Source organism: Wolbachia endosymbiont of Ceratosolen solmsi, from assembly GCF_017869155.1.
In the GTDB taxonomy this organism is placed as follows: Bacteria; Pseudomonadota; Alphaproteobacteria; order Rickettsiales; family Anaplasmataceae; genus Wolbachia; species Wolbachia pipientis.
In genome coordinates this window covers 930,414-945,680 of sequence record NZ_CP054598.1, presented here as the reverse complement: position 1 = coordinate 945,680, position 15,267 = coordinate 930,414, and the positions used below count along the sequence as shown (strand labels likewise).

Sequence of the window (15,267 nt, the reverse complement as noted above, 5' to 3'; positions counted from 1 at the left end):
ATTTTCCTAATACACTATCCCTTATTCCTAGATCTCTTGCTACTTTTGCAACTGGTTGACCTACCTTTCTTTGTTCATTTGTCAGCTTAACAGCTTCCAATTTGAATTCTGCCTTATATTCTCTTGCCATTTCTAATCCTCCAAAATTTTATTTTACCCGAAAAAACTCCTTTCTTTCTCTCCACTTTTTCTGGGTAAGGTCAGTCTTTAGGCACCCAAACAAAGGGAAATGCTGGATAAAAAGAAAGTACTTTAAGAAGTATAATAACGAAAACTGGCGCTTTATGACAAGTAACAAGGTACGTCTTACTATACACAGCGATCATGTTATTAAACAAAGTGCAAAAAACCAGATCCCCATATGATGGTGATTGGGTATATTGGGGTAAACGTCTGAGAAAAATACCAGATAAGCCACTAGGAGTAATAAAATTATTGAGGTTGCACCAAAGTAAATGCGATAATTGTAGACTATGGTTTAAAAGTGATGATACAATAAAAATACATCACAAAGACCAGAATAGACGAAACAATATGATCACAAACTTATCTTTGTTACATGGACATTGTCACGATGAATTACACAGAAGGTGTGCATGAAAAGCACCAAATTAGAGAGAAGCCGTATGAGGCTCAAAGTCTCACGTACGGTTTTGAAGTCGAGTGAGGAGGGGCGACCTTCTTCACTTAGACAACAATATGCAGATGAAACTACGGAAGAAGACTTAAGGAAAATAGCAGAAAAAGCACCAATAATAAAGTTAGCCTACGATGAATTAGACAGGTTTAGCTGGAATGAAAAAGATTTAGTAGCATATGAAGAAAGAATAATGGATCTGCTGAAAGAAGAAGGCATCCTCGCTAAAAAACTTGATGAGGGAAAGATTGAAGGAAAGATTGAAGTAGCAAAAAACCTACTTAAGGCTGACATCTCTATTGATATTATCTCTCAGACAACCGGCCTTCCTCAAGCTGAGATTAAACGACTTCAGGAAGAAATCACCTAAAAGGCTAATGATCAACGAAAAAATTGTAAGAGAGAACTTAAAAAAAGTCATAGAGCAAAAAAGCGGTAAAGATGTGATCGCTCTTGGCATAATATCCTCAATTATTATTAAAGGTCAAGATGTTGGTTTTGTGCTTGAAGTTGCCGGTAACACGCAAGCAAATGAAGAATTAAGAAGAAATTGTGAGCAAGCTGTTAAAGCTATACCGGGGGTGACAAAAGTGACCGTGGTTGCTACTTGTCAAAAACAAACTGGGCAACAAAAAGCTAAATTACATATCGAAGGAGTGAAAAATATAATCGTTGTGGCCTCTGGTAAAGGCGGTGTGGGCAAGTCCACAGTTGCGCTAAATCTTGCTCTCTCATTAGCAAAGTTAAAACACAAAGTTGCGCTGGTTGATGCAGATATATATGGTCCTTCAATTCCTAAAATGCTTGGCGCTGAAAAATTAAAGCCAGAAATACAGGATAGTAAAGCAATGCCTATAGAAAAGTATGGACTGCATACTATTTCAATTGGCTATTTTATCGATAAAGATCGTGCAGCAATATGGCGCGGACCTATGATTACAAAAGCACTTTATAGTCTGCTAATGGGAACAAAATGGTCCGATATAGAGTATTTGATAATTGATACACCACCTGGAACTGGCGATGTGCATTTAAGTCTTATGGAAAATTTTAACTTAACTGGGGCGATAATAGTTTCAACTCCACAGGAGCTCTCTTTAATCGATGCTCGCAAAATTTATGATATGTTTACAAAGCTCAGCGTACCGGTTATTGGCATTGTAGAAAATATGAGTTATTTCATTCAAAGCGGCTCAAAAATATACATATTTGGAAAAGACGGTGCAAAAAAAATGTCTGAGGAGCTGGGCATCAAACTTCTAGGCAGAGTTCCTCTAGATCCACAAATATGCCATGCTTCTGATTGTGGAAATCCTTTAATGTTAAGTGAAGATTTAGCAGGGATTTATGAAGGTATTGCTAAAGATGTTATAGCTAAAGTGGCTCTACAATTTGAAAAACCGTCATTCCGCTACTAGTTAGCGCCGCGGCGGTATGACGTAGGGGTAACCGTTCACACTTAATTCTTCAATCTCACTAATAGAAAGGCCAGTAAACTTGACAATAGTGTTAACATCAACATTATTAGCCAGCATTGCTTTTGCGACTTCGATTTTCCCTTCAATTTTGCCTTCCTCTTTACCAATTTTTTTGCCTTTTTCAGTAGCAAGATCAAGTCTGTATTCAAGAATGGCTTCTTCTTTCCGTAGATCCATTATTCTTTCTTCGTAAGCTACTAAATCTTTTTCATTCCAGCTAAACCTGTCTAATTCATCGTAGGCTAACTTTATTATTGGTGCTTTTTCTGCTATTTTCCTTAAGTCTTCTTCCGTAGTTTCATCTGCATATTTGAAGAAAAATAACCAACGATCCACTATGCTTTCTAGCTGTTCTTTCTTATTCTTAGGAAATTTAGGTAGTTCAATAAATATAAATTGAAAATCTTTTAAGTCATGCTCATTGGTTTTCTCATCTCTTATAGTGTGGTTGGATATATAATCAACTTCTTCAGGAAGTAAGTTACAATTTGATATAGCAATAAAGAAGACTTTCTTTAAATCAATGTAGTTGCCAGATTTATCTAATTGTCTTGAGTAAGCCTTAGCAGCATACAGTTGAGCTCGTTTTTCGAAGCCTTTATCGCGAGTAAGCTGCATTTCAATCACATACCTGGTCCCACTAGAATCCCTGCAAAGAACATCAACTATACTTTGCTTATCAGAGGCAATTTCAGGATCCATTATAGTACTGAGGAATTCCACTTCTTGTATAGTATTTATCTCGGTAAACCCTAAAATATCATTCAAAAAATGTATGAGAATATTCTTATTTTTTTCAGTGCCAAAGATTCTTTTAAAGGTTAAATCCAGCTTAGGGTCGAGAAACTTAGATAAAGCCATAGCCAAAGTGCTTAAAAATATTAATAATTATACACTATTATTAACAATTATTCAACCATATTTTTGAAGATAGCTATGCCGCCGCGAACCGTCATACCGCCGCGGTATCTCGGCATAGATTCCGCTAACTAGTAGCGGAATGACGATTGTGTATCGTGCTTTGCTAAAAAAAAATCACAGAATGCAGTCTGGTTACAACCTTTCTTGGGTTAGCTATAGGTCTTTGTCTATAAAGTTTGTTTAAACTATTTTCAAAATAGATAAAATATAATTTTACAATTAGCGTAAATAAAATGAATTATGATGTAATCATTTCAGGTGGTGGGTTACTTGGTCTTATTACTGCAATTGGCCTCAGTTGTAACTCTGTGTCTGTAGCTGTAATTGAAAAAAATAGTTTGCCACGTGTAGTAGATGACAACCGAGCATTTGCTATTTCTCAAGGCTCGAAAAAAATATTGGAAAAATTAGGGATTTGGCAGTTTATAGAAAGCGAAGCTGAGCCAATACTTGATATATGCATATTAGATGCGGTTACTGTGCATTACAATCATAAAATGGTTGGTGAAGAACCAATGGGTTATGTTATTAACAATGCTGCTATATGGAATGCAATCAACAATAATTTTCTGAATAAACTAAATATATACTCTCCACATTCCTATAAAACAATTGCTTATGATTCAGGATATGTGGAAGTTATTCTTGATAATAACCAGGAATTAATATCATCGCTACTTATCTGCGCTGAAGGCAAAAACTCTAAATTACCAGAGTTATTTTCTATACCGACAGTGAAATTTGACTATAAACAAAGTAGCATAGTATTTAATGTAAAGCATGAACTGCATCACCAAAACTTAGCTGTAGAGCGTTTTTTTCCTGGCGGTCCATTTGCAATTCTACCGATGAAGGGTGGCTATACTTCTTCGATAGTTTGGACAGAAAAATCTGAAATTTCAAAAATGCTAATGGATCTGTCTGAAGAAGAATTTATTATAGAGCTTAAAAAAAGATTTGGTTCTTATTTAGGAGAGATAAAATTAGAGGGTGAAAGAAAACTTTATCCTTTAAGTTTTGCTTTTGCAAAAAAGTTATATAAGGGTAGAGTTTTGCTTATCGGCGATGCAGCACATTCAATTCATCCAGTTGCAGGTCAAGGGCTTAATCTTGGAATTAGAGATGTAGAAAGTATTATAAAGCACGTAGTTGCCGCAAAAGCATCTGGTATTGATGTTGGCAGTAGTTATTTATTAAAGAAAATTTCACGTAACAGATACTTTGATAATTTTACAATGGCGCTTGCAACTGATGGATTAAATAGGATGTTTTCCAACAGAATATTCTGCGCTAAAGCACTAAGAAATCTTGGCTTGATTGCAGTTGAAAATTCAAATTTCCTCAAAAAACGCTTCATTCGGCATGCTATGGGATTTATATAAATCACTATTTTATAGCTAATGCAAGTCAGGTTTCCCACGGCATACCGCCGCGGTATCTTGGCCGCTAACACGTAGCGGGATGACGAATGTATCTGTTCAGCAGTTGTGTTAAAAGTCAATAGAAAAATTGATGTAGCTGTGGATAAGCACGTTTATACAGATAAAAGTACTTATCCACAGCTATGCTGGCTCTTAGATAGAAACAGACAGAGAGTTATATTCCTCAGTAAAAACCCTGTCATCTCTGACTAAAGAGTTAGCAAGAATAAGCAATTTCCTCATGGCAGCAGTGGAAGCAATTTTATATGGCTTTTTATATTGACTATATAATCTAGTAAAGAAAGGTTTGATATAGGAATTAGGGGGGGAGGGGGGATGTATGGTCCCAGAGTGTGATGGTATGATAAAATATGAGAAAACAATACCATCAAAGGAGGAATTATGGGACAAATATTACATGGGTGCGCCAAAACAACAGAGACAATTCGTAGAGCAATACAAAATAGTAAAGAGAGCATAGCAAAACTCTCCAGGTACTATAACCTTAATCCAAAAACTATCATTAAATGGAGAAAACGGTCTTTTGCCAAAGACGCTGATATGGGTCCAAAGCATGCAAGATCAACTGTTTTAACTTTAGAAGAGGAGGCTGTAATTGTTGCATTTCGTAAGCATACTCTATTGCCATTAGATGATTGTCTCTACGCTTTGCAAACCTCAATCCCACACTTGACTCGCTCTAGTCTACATCGTTGCTTACAGAGGCACAGCATTAGCAGACTACCAGATGTTGATGGCGAAGTTAAACCAAAAAAGAAATTCAAACAATATCCTATAGGCTATTTCCATATTGATATTGCAGAAGTCAGAACAGAAGAAGGAAAGTTATATTTGTTTGTTGCAATAGATAGAACATCCAAATTTACGTATGTTGAGTTGTATAAAAGTGCTACAAAACCTATAGCTGCTGAGTTTCTACGTAATTTGATTAAAATTTTACCATATAAAATCCACACTATTTTGACAGATAACAGTGTACAATTTACCAACCAAAAACGCCATAAATACGCTTTTCAACATATATTTGATAGAGCTTGTGAAGAAAATGACATTGAACACCGTCTAACAAAAGTTAGCCATCCTTGGACAAATGGGCAAGTTGAGCGTATGAACAAAACTTTAAAGAATGCCACTGTTAAGAAGTATTACTATCAGTCTCACCAGCAACTCAAAGAGCATCTTTATGACTTTGTTATGGCCTACAATTATGCTAAAAGACTCAAAACTCTTAAGGGTCTTACACCTTTTGAGTTTATATCTTTACAGTGGACAAAATCTCCTGAATTGTTCATACTAAATCCACACCATCACACTCTGGGACCATACACTCCCTGTGTTTCGTAATATTATACAATCAAATTGATAAAAGCTGTATTATCTCCTTGCAGCATTAAGTGTATATTTTTTGCTATTTTTTCCACTAAGGAAGTAACATTATCAAAATTTGAAAATTTTGATAACACATAATCTGCTAAGCTTCTTTGATCTTCAGGTCTACCCACTCCAAATCTCAAGCGCCAATAATCGTTGCCAATAAAACTATCTATGGATTTAAGTCCATTATGTCCAGCAGAGCTACCACCTTTCTTTATTTTTATTCTTCCAAGTTCCAAATCAGCGTCATCGTGTATGACAACAATATTATCTAGCGATAATTTGTAAAAATTTCGTATTTTTGCAACAGGGATGCCTGAATTATTCATAAATGAATAAGGCTTTATTAACATGATTTTATTATCATTAATTATGCCAGAGGTTATTAGATAATCGGCTTTTTTAGAGAACGACTGGAAATTCCAATATTTGCAAATTGTATCAACTACGATGAAGCCGATATTATGATGAGTTAACTCATATTGACTACCAGGGTTACCAAGCCCAACTATCAGGTGCACTATTCCTCTGTTTCTGCTTGAGGTTCTTCAACGTCACTATCGGCAGCAGAAATTGTAACAATGGTAAAATTTTCTTCTTCATGGGCTACAAACTTAACACCTTCTGGTAATTTTACATCATTAATATGTATAGACTGGCCAATCATTTTACCGGATAAATCAACTTCAATAACCTGAGGTATTTTATCAGGAGAGCATTTAACAGCAATAGAACGACACAAAACATTAAGCACTCCACCTAACTTGATCCCTGGGGCTTTACTTTCATTCACAAATGATAGAGGTATGTCTATTTTAATTTCACTGCCTTTATCAACAAATTGAAAATCAACATGTTGCACAGTATCCTTTACTACATGCAATTGGATATCGCGAACAAGAGCATATTCCTTTTTGCCCGAAATATTCAGCTCTATCAAATGTGCAGAAAGAGAACCTGATTTATATTGCTTCGTGAATTCCTTTGCAGACAATGTCAAATTTACATTATCATGGCCCTTTCCATATATTATTCCAGGGATGTTTCCTTTCTTCCTTAGAGAATGCATCGCTTTTGTTTTTGTTATATCACGTAACTCTGCATTAATTGTTACTATTTCCTGTTGCATCATCGGTTACTCCTATTCAGCTAATCCTTTTAATATAATTTAATAATAATATAACATAAAAATATTTATTTCAAACTTCATTCTTTCATACTAATTGTTTGTGAAAGGATTTATTTAGATATATATTTAAGCTTATTTAACAAGAACTATGGGCATTGATGATAAAGTAGTTTTTAGGATTTATAAACCAACAAAAACTGCAACACAATCTGGTTTAGGTAATACAAATTTCTGGCACCTGAAAATTGAATCTGGCTCTTACTACATTGAACCTTTAATGGGGTGGGTTGGCTCAAAAGATCCAAAAAAACAGATTGTATTAAAGTTTGATTCTCGTGAAAAAGCAGTATTCTACGCAAAAAAACGCAACGTTAAATACATAATTGAAATGCCAAAAAATGTTAAGAGGCTGCCAAAATCTTACGCAAGCAATTTCATACTAAAGTAAGTTGCACAACAAATGGTGTTATGCAAGTAGCTGACACTGCTCTCCTTTGTCATCCCAGTGCCCAGACACTGGGATGGCTTTGTTGCATCGCTACTTATGAAAGGCTAACTATAGTTAGGATTATAAGCAACCTATTGAAAATCTTGTTTTTTTGCAATCAATCTGATCAAATTTAAGAATAGTAATTTGTTATTTATATTAATAAATTTAATTCTATTGAAAATAGCTAAAGCATTGAAATTCTTGAATTTTAGCCAGATTAGTGAGTGGTAGTGAAATTTCTTTTACTCAAATTTAGGTATTCACTGACCGTTCTTGTTATAAATACCAGAATAATAAGCTACTGATATTCGCTATCTTTTTTATCTTTAATCCATCATAGCTAGCGATGCAACAAAGCCCACTGGGATCCAGGAATTTTATTAAGTTGGTAAGCATAAAAATAGCTGTTTTACGTTAAAATACAATGTTTTTGATGATTATGGAAAGGCTGGATCCCAGTGTCAAGCACTGGGATGACACCATTTGTTGTAAACTCACTTTTACTCTATGGTTATACTACCTTGCCGCTATCCTGAACGGATACAAAGTAAGTTTTATTGTGATGTGCTCATCTGTAAAAAATAAGACTTAATCTCACTGTTGATCATGGATTTTAAGTTGTGCTAGCACACTGCGGCCATTTAAAGAGTCAAGATTTTAACCTGGCTAGCCAGTATTAAAGAGTTATTTTTCAGGTATTTCTTTACAAGACTTGCAAGCCTTTTTGGATTATTCAAATAGCTCCATTCTGCTTGTAAAACTTTCATATCACTTTGCACTAAATTAATTTCACTTTTTATTTTTATTAGCTCTCTATTTAATGACTGAACATGTAATTTTACCTTAAATAGTCCTACAATGCTAAGAAAAAACATAACTATTGAGATGATGCAGAAAGTTCTCATGACAACCTCTGTATAGCTCTTAGTTTTGCTGAGCGTGAACGCGGATTTGCACTTACTTCTTCTATACTTGCTTCGATCACTTTTTTATTTAGAAGAGAGAATGTCTTGCAATCAGTAGCACATAAATCTTTAAAAAAAGTTTTGACTATACGATCTTCTAAGGAATGAAAGGTGACGACAATTAATTTGCCATTCTCACTTAAAATCTCAGATGCAGCTTTAATGCCCTTTTCAAGTTCTCCCAGCTCATCGTTTACCCATATTCTGATTGCCTGAAATGTTCTGGTTGCAGGATCAATTTTGCTTTTTCCACGAAACACCACAGAACGTACAATATCCGCAAGCTCAAATGTAGTTTTGATAGTTTTCTTCTTCCGTGCATTTACTATTGCTCTTGCGATTTTGCGAGAATGACGTTCGCCTCCGTAGTTATATATAGTATTTGCGATTTCTTCTTCGCGTAAAGCGTTAACAAACGTTGAAGCGTTTATATAAGAAGAGTTATCCATACTCATATCGAGTGGACCATCATGTAAAAATGAGAACCCTCTATCTCCGTTATCAAGCTGCATAGATGAAACTCCGATGTCAAAAACTATTCCATCGATACCTTCAATATTGTTGCTATCTAATAAATTTTTAACATTACTAAACTTCTCAATAAATAGTTTTATTCTATCGGGATATCTAATGCTTAAATCATCATAAAACTTAGTTACCGTTTCATCTCTATCAATTGCATATACTTTGCAATCAGCTGACTCCAATATTGCTTTGCTATACCCTCCAGCTCCAAATGTGGCGTCCACATATATACCATCATCCTGCGGTGATAGTAGTGATAGCATCTCTTTTAACAAAACTGAAGTGTGTGTCATAGTGCTCCATCAAGAGACTCTGTGCATACAAATAAAAATAACTTCCCACTAAAACATATGGAAGTATATAGGCAATAATATAAAAACACTTGAATATAGTCAATGATATAAAAATATTAAGATTTAATAAGATGCTATTATTAATATGATGTTCAAATTTTTCTATTATATAAAAAAAGTAATGTATATTACTAAATACTAAACAAACTATAGAAAATTATGCAGCAAATAACAAAAGTAATATTTTCAAGTTTGATTTGTAACACTTTATTGTGGTATGACCACATGCTTTTTGGCCACTTAATAAACATAATAGGTAGTGTGTTTTTTCCATCGGATGATCAACTAACCAGCGTATTGAAAGCTTTTGGAGTGTTTGCAGTGGGTTTCTTAATGAGACCAGTCGGTGCTGCTATATTTGGTCACATTGGTGATAAGCATGGCAGAAGAGTTGCCTTATTGCTCTCGATTATATTAATGACTCTATCAACCGTATTAATTGCTTTTGTTCCAGGTTATCAAAGCATTGGAATACTAGCATCAATGCTGGTAGTTTGTTTAAGGTTATTGCAGGGTATATCTCTTGGAGGAGAAGCAGGAAATGCACCATTTTTAATAGAACATGCTCCTAAAAACAAAAAAGGATTTTTTGGCAGCATTGAAGTATTAAGCGCAATTTTTGGTTCAGTATTAAGCTTGATAGCGGTACTCATATGCAAAAAAGTATCTGATTTTGAATCTTGGGGGTGGAGATTACCTTTCATTTTCAGTTTAGCAATGGGATTAATTAGCATATATATGAGATATATACTTGATGAAAGCCCAGAGTATAAAAGACAGAAAAATCCATCTAAATTGCCATTAAAAGAGTTATTAAATAGCTATAAAAAACCTTTTCTGATATCAGTTGGGGTTGATATAGTTGAAAACTCATCTCTTTACATATATCTGGTATTTTTCAATGTGCTTACGAATAAAATATTAACAGTAAATACTCATTTTAATCATATAGTGGAAATACTGAGTCAAATTGCGCTCGGAGGATTGACAGTATTGTTTGCAATACTTTCTGATAAGGTAGGAAGAGAAAAAGTTATGAAGTTTGCATTTATAGCTTTTGTAATAGTGAGTTATCCAGTTTTTTCAATGTTATGTAGTAGCAATTACTTGCTGGCACACATTCTCTTTTATAATTCCAATAGCTGCATCGCTTGGTCCTGTCAGTGCACTTATGTGCGAATTATTTCCAACAAAGGTTCGGTACAGTGGATTTGGTTTATCAAGAAATATAGCTGCTGGATTTTTTGGCGGCCTTGCACCATTTATATGCACAACAATTATCAAGGTTACAGGACAAGAGACTTCAGCTAGTTTTTACATGATTTTCTGTGCATTAATTGGGCTAGTTGCTATATCGCAAATTAAGGGTGAGCTTTCTTCAAAATCACCCAAAGTAAACCAAGTATAGTTGCAGTATAGCAGAATTTAAAAAAATCTAATTATAAGGTGGGAAATGCCAATTCTTAGGTGATAATGTGAATATTTCAGCACCATCTTTTGTCACTCCAAGTGTATGCTCAAATTGAGCAGAAAGTGAAAGATCGCGTGTTGTTACTGTCCAGTCATCGAGTTTACTGAGCAGAGTCTCATGTTTTCCAGCATTAATCATTGGCTCTATTGTAAAAAACATACCTTCCTTTAAGACAAGATCTTCATCTTGATCATAGAAATGCACTACATTTGGTGGAGCATGAAAGACTTTTCCTATACCATGTCCGCAGTAGCTGCGTACGATAGAATATCCAAAATCTCTAATATATTTCTCTATAGCAAGCCCTATTTCATTTAACTTATTGCCGGGCTTAACTTGTTTGATTGCTTCCATCAACGCATTATAAGTAGCATCACATAAACGTTTTGCTTTGATTGATGGTTTGCCAACCCAAAACATGCGACTTGTATCACCATGCCAACCATTTAAAATCACCGTGACATCAATATTTAAAATATCTCCATCTTTAAGCGGTTTATCATCGGGAACACCATGGCACACAACTGCATTTTTTGAAGTGCAAATTGATTTTGGATACCCCCTATAGTTTAGTGGTGCTGGAATTGCACCTGCATTAATTATAAAGTCATGGCATAGATCATTTAATTCATTAGTTGTCACCCCTACCTTTACGTACGGTGCAATGAAATCAAGAGTTTCAGCAGCAAGCCTGCCAGCCTTGCGCATAAATTCAAAATCTTCTTGTGAGTGTATAGTTATGTTCATATTTTCCATGTCTTATTATAATTGGTACGCTTACTTGCAGTACATAAATGTAATAACTTTGCGTATTATGAAAATAAGCCCTATGGATCCTAGCGTCAAGTCATTTGTATGAAAGGTGGTCAAGCAAGAAGTCTATTTAATAATCTGAACTATACAACTATTATCTCAGGATAATCTGAAGGTTTTTTGTGATAGTAATCGATGCTCTTAGAATTCACCTCAATGTAAGTATTATAGATACGATTCTCAAAACCACCTCTCTCTTGTTTTTTAGAGATACGCTTTTCTTCAATTTGTTCTATTGATAGTCCACTTTCTTTGCCTAATGCATGTATGACCTCAAGTAAATCGGCTAACTCTTCAAGATTTTCATCTGGAGTTTTAGAGGCAATAACTTCCTTTGCTTCTTCTAAAAGTTTATCTTTGAGACGTTCAATGTATTCATCTTTTTCCATCACCCTCTCATAAACAATAATTCCATGGGAACGTATAATTTCAGTTGTATGATCACGAACCAATTTATTAATTTTGAAACAATGTTTTTTATTCATAATGTTTCCTTTGATAGATATAAGAATTTCATTCAGTAAAATTAAACTGTAACTTTTGATTTAACCCAATTATACAATTTACTCATTTTACCATCTTGTCCTAACATACCAGAGTTATTTTTATAAAAAGTGTCAACTATTAGCTTTATAGAACCTATAGCAGCAGAAAATACAGGATTTTTATCATATTCGCCATCAAGGCCACTGAGAGATTCAGGGGACCCAATTCGAACTTGTTTATTGAATATATAGCCTGCAATTTCCTTCATGCTTGTAAGTTGACTAGTTCCACCTGTGATCACTACTTTATTAATTGGATCTTTCTGCTCTTGAAATTGCTCTCTTACCATTTCAAGTATTTCTTCAACTCTTGGTCTTATGATGTTAATAAGCTCAGATTTGAATACTTGAGTAGGTTCATCATTTTCACTATTTTGGACTGTAATATATTCGTTCTCATCTATTGAAGTTACGATAGTGCTACCATACAGTATTTTTATATACTCTGCACGTTCTATGCTTGTGCATAGCCCGTAAGCAATATCTCGAGTGATATGAACGCCACCAATTGGAACGCTGCTTGCATACACAAGTTTCCCTCTTTTGAAAATTCCAATTGCAGTGCACCCACCGCCTATATCAACAATAGCAGTCCCGAGCTCTTTTTCATCTTCACTGAGACACGCAAGACCTGCAGAATATGCAGAAGCAATACAACCTGCCATATTTAATCCACCATTATTGGTAATACAGTTTTCAATATTGGTAAGCGCTGGACGCGAAGCAGTGACAACATTAACATCAGCAGATAGTCTTTTTCCGTACAATCCACCAACTTCTTTTATGTCAGTCATGTCATCTAAGTGATATTTTAGTGGTATATTGTGAATGATAACATTGTCTTCAATATATTTCTCAAATGTTTGAAAAACTAAACGTCTTATATCACGCTCAGAAATCTCATGGTTAGCTGCAATAATTTCATTATGTACATTGAAAGATGAGATGCCACATCCAGCAATGTTCACATATATCTGATCTATGGTTTCTTCTGATACTTGTTCAGTTAAACCTATAGTTGATGAGATGGAGTAATTTGCGTGTTTTACATTAGTTATTGATCCACCGTTTACACCTTCTGCAATCTTATAACCCGTTCCTGTTACTTTATAGCTGAAGTTGCCATTTATCTTAACGATTAGACAGATAATTTTTGTTGTACCTATGTCTAAAACAGCAAAAACATTTCTCTTTGGTTTTGCTATTACTGCAGAGTACATTAGTTAACCTTATTACGCAATTTCATTTAAATTGTAGCTTTCTTTAATAATTTATATTTCTATTATAGATATAGCAACATTTTAATATACACTAAATTCTGGACAAAAGGAAAAGTAAAACATAGAATGATAATTTTTATGTCCATATTACCAATTGTAATTGCCCCTGATGAAAGACTAATCACACGTGCCAGTGAAGTAACAGATATAAACGATAAAATTAAAGAATTAGTAAACGACATGTTCGAAACTATGTATGATGCAGAAGGTCTTGGCCTTGCTGCAGTGCAAGTTGGAGTGTTAAAGAGAATTTTTGTTATGGATATTCAGCTAGAAACAATTGAAAATGAGCCAGCAGGATATGGCTCAACTGGCAAATTTTACATGATTAATCCTGAGATTACAGAATTATCCGATGAACAAGTAATTCTCAAGGAAGGATGCCTTTCAATTCCAGAGCAAAGTCATGAAATTAAGCGTCCAAAGTATCTAACTGTGAAATATAAAGACTTAGATAATGAAGAACAAACACTAAAAGCTAGTGGTTGGCTTGCAAGGTGTATTCAGCATGAATTAGATCACTTAAACGGCATATTATATATTAGACATTTATCTAAATTAAAGTATGATATGGCGATGACAAAAGCACAAAAGATTAAAAAGCAATATGAGCAATAAAGACCTAGAATTATTAAAATTTTACCATGAAGTGGGCGTTGATTGCACACTAATGGAGGGTGAAGAGGAAAAAATTGGAGAGCAAAGAGAGTGTGCAACCCTCTGTTATCCAAACTGGGACCCAGAAGAAAGATGCAGATACGCGCTGGGGTGACACTAAAGATGGAAAAGACATGTTTCCAAGTGATTGGATAATTGAAGCAAGGAAACTTGCAGGTAAATGTGGTAGTGTGGATGAATTAAGAAGTGCAGTAAAGTCATTTGAAGGTTGTGAGATAAAAAAAACTGCAACTAATACTGTCTTTTCCGATGGTAATCCAAATGCAAAAATTATGCTCGTTGGTGAAGCTCCAGGAGCAAATGAAGACCTTCAAGGCATACCATTTTGTGGTGCAAGTGGAATGTTGCTCGATAAAATGTTAAATGCAATCAATCTTGATCGCACCAAAGTTTATATAAGCAATACCGTATTTTGGCGCCCACCTGGCAATAGAAAGCCAACCGACCTAGAGCTTGATATGTGCAGACCATTTGTCGAAAAACACGTTGCACTAGTTTCACCACAAATTTTAATTTTGGTCGGGGGAATCGCATGTTATAGCCTTCTTGACAGCACAAAAACTATATCGAATTTGCGTGGCAGATTTCATACGTACACTAACCAATATTTGTCCAATTCAATCACCACAGCCGCTATATTTCATCCAGCTTACCTACTTCGCCAACCGGCACAAAAACGTTTAGCCTGGGAGGACTTGAAGAAGATTAGGGAGTATCTTGATAACACCAATAACTGCACAAATACCTAATAAAGTGGTAGACCTCTTGCATAGTTTTTTGCAGCATGTTAACAATCGTTAGAAACGAAAAAACTTCCTTGACAAACTCCGCCAGCACTCTTATCATGAAACTGAAGCTATTGTATTTGCTTTCGCCAATCTGCAGATTAAAAGGTAAGGATTACTTAATGTATCGGCGTCTTATGTTCAATTTTTTGCAGTATATAGATACTGTATGTCTTTACAAAACTTCATCTACATCTAGATTTTTATCTAAATAAGCTGAACGCGCTTATAAAGCGTTACAAGACATCAAAAAATGCCAATACTCGACAGAGATAGTAAAAGACTAGCTAACTCGGGGATTCTTTGTCTTTTTTTCTGCTTAGTAAATTTCTTAAACATTTGCAGCGTAAGTTAGTTGCAATTAAAAGCAGCTAAATCTTG

At 34.8% G+C, this 15,267-nt stretch carries 14 protein-coding genes and 3 pseudogenes; 9 read left to right on the top strand and 8 right to left on the bottom strand.

What is annotated here, in order from left to right; translation table 11 throughout:
* Nucleotides 1-339 precede the first annotated feature (339 nt).
* The 3 genes and pseudogenes from HUB95_RS04650 to HUB95_RS04640 all read left to right on the top strand — a co-directional run bounded on the left by HUB95_RS04650 (nt 340) and on the right by HUB95_RS04640 (nt 2,055).
* Nucleotides 340-600 carry an HNH endonuclease signature motif containing protein gene (locus tag HUB95_RS04650; protein ID WP_209452359.1) on the top strand — a complete coding sequence of 87 codons (261 nt, stop codon included), beginning with the start codon at nt 340-342 and terminating at the stop codon, nt 598-600.
* 95 nt (nt 601-695) lie between these two features.
* A pseudogene (locus HUB95_RS04645) lies at nt 696-1,007 on the top strand (nuclease/transposase family protein); the annotation flags it as partial.
* 7 nt (nt 1,008-1,014) lie between these two features.
* Entirely contained in the window at nt 1,015-2,055 is a 1,041-nt protein-coding gene (locus HUB95_RS04640; protein ID WP_015588818.1) for an Mrp/NBP35 family ATP-binding protein, read from the top strand.
* On the opposite strand, the gene HUB95_RS04635 is transcribed toward HUB95_RS04640, so the two are convergent.
* The gene (locus HUB95_RS04635; RefSeq protein ID WP_209452358.1) at nt 2,056-2,976 is read right to left on the bottom strand and encodes an Rpn family recombination-promoting nuclease/putative transposase; all 921 of its coding nucleotides are present in this window, start codon (nt 2,974-2,976) and stop codon (nt 2,056-2,058) included.
* Nucleotides 2,977-3,269: 293 nt separating this feature from the next.
* Between HUB95_RS04635 and ubiH the strand changes: the two genes are divergently transcribed.
* Both ubiH and HUB95_RS04625 read left to right on the top strand, forming a co-directional pair.
* Nucleotides 3,270-4,418, top strand: coding sequence for a 2-octaprenyl-6-methoxyphenyl hydroxylase (gene ubiH / locus HUB95_RS04630; RefSeq protein WP_015588816.1), 1,149 nt, complete (start codon nt 3,270-3,272; stop codon nt 4,416-4,418).
* A 441-nt stretch (nt 4,419-4,859) separates the two neighbouring features.
* Complete coding sequence (locus tag HUB95_RS04625) at nt 4,860-5,822, top strand: IS481-like element ISWpi4 family transposase (RefSeq protein WP_015588815.1); 963 nt, start codon at nt 4,860-4,862, stop codon at nt 5,820-5,822.
* Nucleotides 5,823-5,824: 2 nt separating this feature from the next.
* Here HUB95_RS04625 and pth read toward each other — a convergent pair whose 3' ends face one another.
* Both pth and HUB95_RS04615 read right to left on the bottom strand, forming a co-directional pair.
* Nucleotides 5,825-6,373: an aminoacyl-tRNA hydrolase gene (gene pth, locus HUB95_RS04620; RefSeq protein WP_015588814.1), complete on the bottom strand. Its 549-nt coding sequence runs from the start codon at nt 6,371-6,373 to the stop codon at nt 5,825-5,827.
* Nucleotides 6,373-6,984, bottom strand: a complete 612-nt coding sequence (locus tag HUB95_RS04615) for a 50S ribosomal protein L25/general stress protein Ctc (RefSeq protein ID WP_197907361.1) — start codon at nt 6,982-6,984, stop codon at nt 6,373-6,375. Before HUB95_RS04615 ends, pth begins: the two co-directional genes overlap by 1 nt.
* A gap of 145 nt (nt 6,985-7,129) precedes the next feature.
* On the opposite strand from HUB95_RS04615, the gene HUB95_RS04610 reads away from it, so the two are divergent.
* A complete protein-coding gene (locus HUB95_RS04610) occupies nt 7,130-7,429 on the top strand; it encodes an NADH dehydrogenase ubiquinone Fe-S protein 4 (RefSeq protein ID WP_141456789.1) in 300 nt (99 codons plus the stop codon).
* A gap of 683 nt (nt 7,430-8,112) precedes the next feature.
* On the opposite strand, the gene ftsL is transcribed toward HUB95_RS04610, so the two are convergent.
* Nucleotides 8,113-8,376, bottom strand: coding sequence for a cell division protein FtsL (ftsL, locus tag HUB95_RS04605; protein WP_244662738.1), 264 nt, complete (start codon nt 8,374-8,376; stop codon nt 8,113-8,115).
* A complete protein-coding gene (gene rsmH, locus HUB95_RS04600) occupies nt 8,373-9,254 on the bottom strand; it encodes a 16S rRNA (cytosine(1402)-N(4))-methyltransferase RsmH (protein ID WP_209452357.1) in 882 nt (293 codons plus the stop codon). The genes ftsL and rsmH overlap by 4 nt, the downstream gene beginning before the upstream one ends.
* A gap of 219 nt (nt 9,255-9,473) precedes the next feature.
* Here rsmH and HUB95_RS04595 point away from each other — a divergent pair.
* Nucleotides 9,474-10,722, top strand: a pseudogene (locus HUB95_RS04595) (MFS transporter).
* A gap of 27 nt (nt 10,723-10,749) precedes the next feature.
* Here HUB95_RS04595 and map read toward each other — a convergent pair.
* The 3 genes from map to ftsA all read right to left on the bottom strand — a co-directional run bounded on the left by map (nt 10,750) and on the right by ftsA (nt 13,363).
* Nucleotides 10,750-11,532 carry a type I methionyl aminopeptidase gene (map, locus tag HUB95_RS04590; RefSeq protein ID WP_141456790.1) on the bottom strand — a complete coding sequence of 261 codons (783 nt, stop codon included), beginning with the start codon at nt 11,530-11,532 and terminating at the stop codon, nt 10,750-10,752.
* Between the two features lie 149 nt (nt 11,533-11,681).
* Complete coding sequence (locus tag HUB95_RS04585) at nt 11,682-12,083, bottom strand: nucleoside triphosphate pyrophosphohydrolase (protein ID WP_015588808.1); 402 nt, start codon at nt 12,081-12,083, stop codon at nt 11,682-11,684.
* A 41-nt stretch (nt 12,084-12,124) separates the two neighbouring features.
* Nucleotides 12,125-13,363 (bottom strand): cell division protein FtsA, encoded by a 1,239-nt coding sequence (gene ftsA / locus HUB95_RS04580; protein ID WP_209452356.1) that lies wholly within the window; start codon nt 13,361-13,363, stop codon nt 12,125-12,127.
* A 138-nt stretch (nt 13,364-13,501) separates the two neighbouring features.
* Between ftsA and def the strand changes: the two genes are divergently transcribed.
* Together def and HUB95_RS04570 are read left to right on the top strand one after the other, a co-directional pair.
* Nucleotides 13,502-14,041: a peptide deformylase gene (def, locus tag HUB95_RS04575; RefSeq protein WP_015588806.1), complete on the top strand. Its 540-nt coding sequence runs from the start codon at nt 13,502-13,504 to the stop codon at nt 14,039-14,041.
* A pseudogene (locus HUB95_RS04570) lies at nt 14,031-14,850 on the top strand (uracil-DNA glycosylase). Before def ends, HUB95_RS04570 begins: the two are co-directional and overlap by 11 nt.
* Nucleotides 14,851-15,267 lie beyond the last annotated feature (417 nt).

What these genes read in the sequence shown, in the direction of transcription:
- HUB95_RS04640 (WP_015588818.1), top strand. Translation starts at nt 1,015, where the DNA reads ATGATCAACGAAAAAATTGTAAGAGAGAACTTAAAAAAAGTCATAGAG.
- HUB95_RS04635 (WP_209452358.1), bottom strand. Translation starts at nt 2,976, where the DNA reads ATGGCTTTATCTAAGTTTCTCGACCCTAAGCTGGATTTAACCTTTAAA.
- ubiH (WP_015588816.1), top strand. Translation starts at nt 3,270, where the DNA reads ATGAATTATGATGTAATCATTTCAGGTGGTGGGTTACTTGGTCTTATT.
- HUB95_RS04625 (WP_015588815.1), top strand. Translation starts at nt 4,860, where the DNA reads ATGGGACAAATATTACATGGGTGCGCCAAAACAACAGAGACAATTCGT.
- HUB95_RS04615 (WP_197907361.1), bottom strand. Translation starts at nt 6,984, where the DNA reads ATGATGCAACAGGAAATAGTAACAATTAATGCAGAGTTACGTGATATA.
- HUB95_RS04610 (WP_141456789.1), top strand. Translation starts at nt 7,130, where the DNA reads ATGGGCATTGATGATAAAGTAGTTTTTAGGATTTATAAACCAACAAAA.
- ftsL (WP_244662738.1), bottom strand. Translation starts at nt 8,376, where the DNA reads ATGAGAACTTTCTGCATCATCTCAATAGTTATGTTTTTTCTTAGCATT.
- rsmH (WP_209452357.1), bottom strand. Translation starts at nt 9,254, where the DNA reads ATGACACACACTTCAGTTTTGTTAAAAGAGATGCTATCACTACTATCA.
- map (WP_141456790.1), bottom strand. Translation starts at nt 11,532, where the DNA reads ATGAACATAACTATACACTCACAAGAAGATTTTGAATTTATGCGCAAG.
- HUB95_RS04585 (WP_015588808.1), bottom strand. Translation starts at nt 12,083, where the DNA reads ATGAATAAAAAACATTGTTTCAAAATTAATAAATTGGTTCGTGATCAT.
- ftsA (WP_209452356.1), bottom strand. Translation starts at nt 13,363, where the DNA reads ATGTACTCTGCAGTAATAGCAAAACCAAAGAGAAATGTTTTTGCTGTT.
- def (WP_015588806.1), top strand. Translation starts at nt 13,502, where the DNA reads ATGTCCATATTACCAATTGTAATTGCCCCTGATGAAAGACTAATCACA.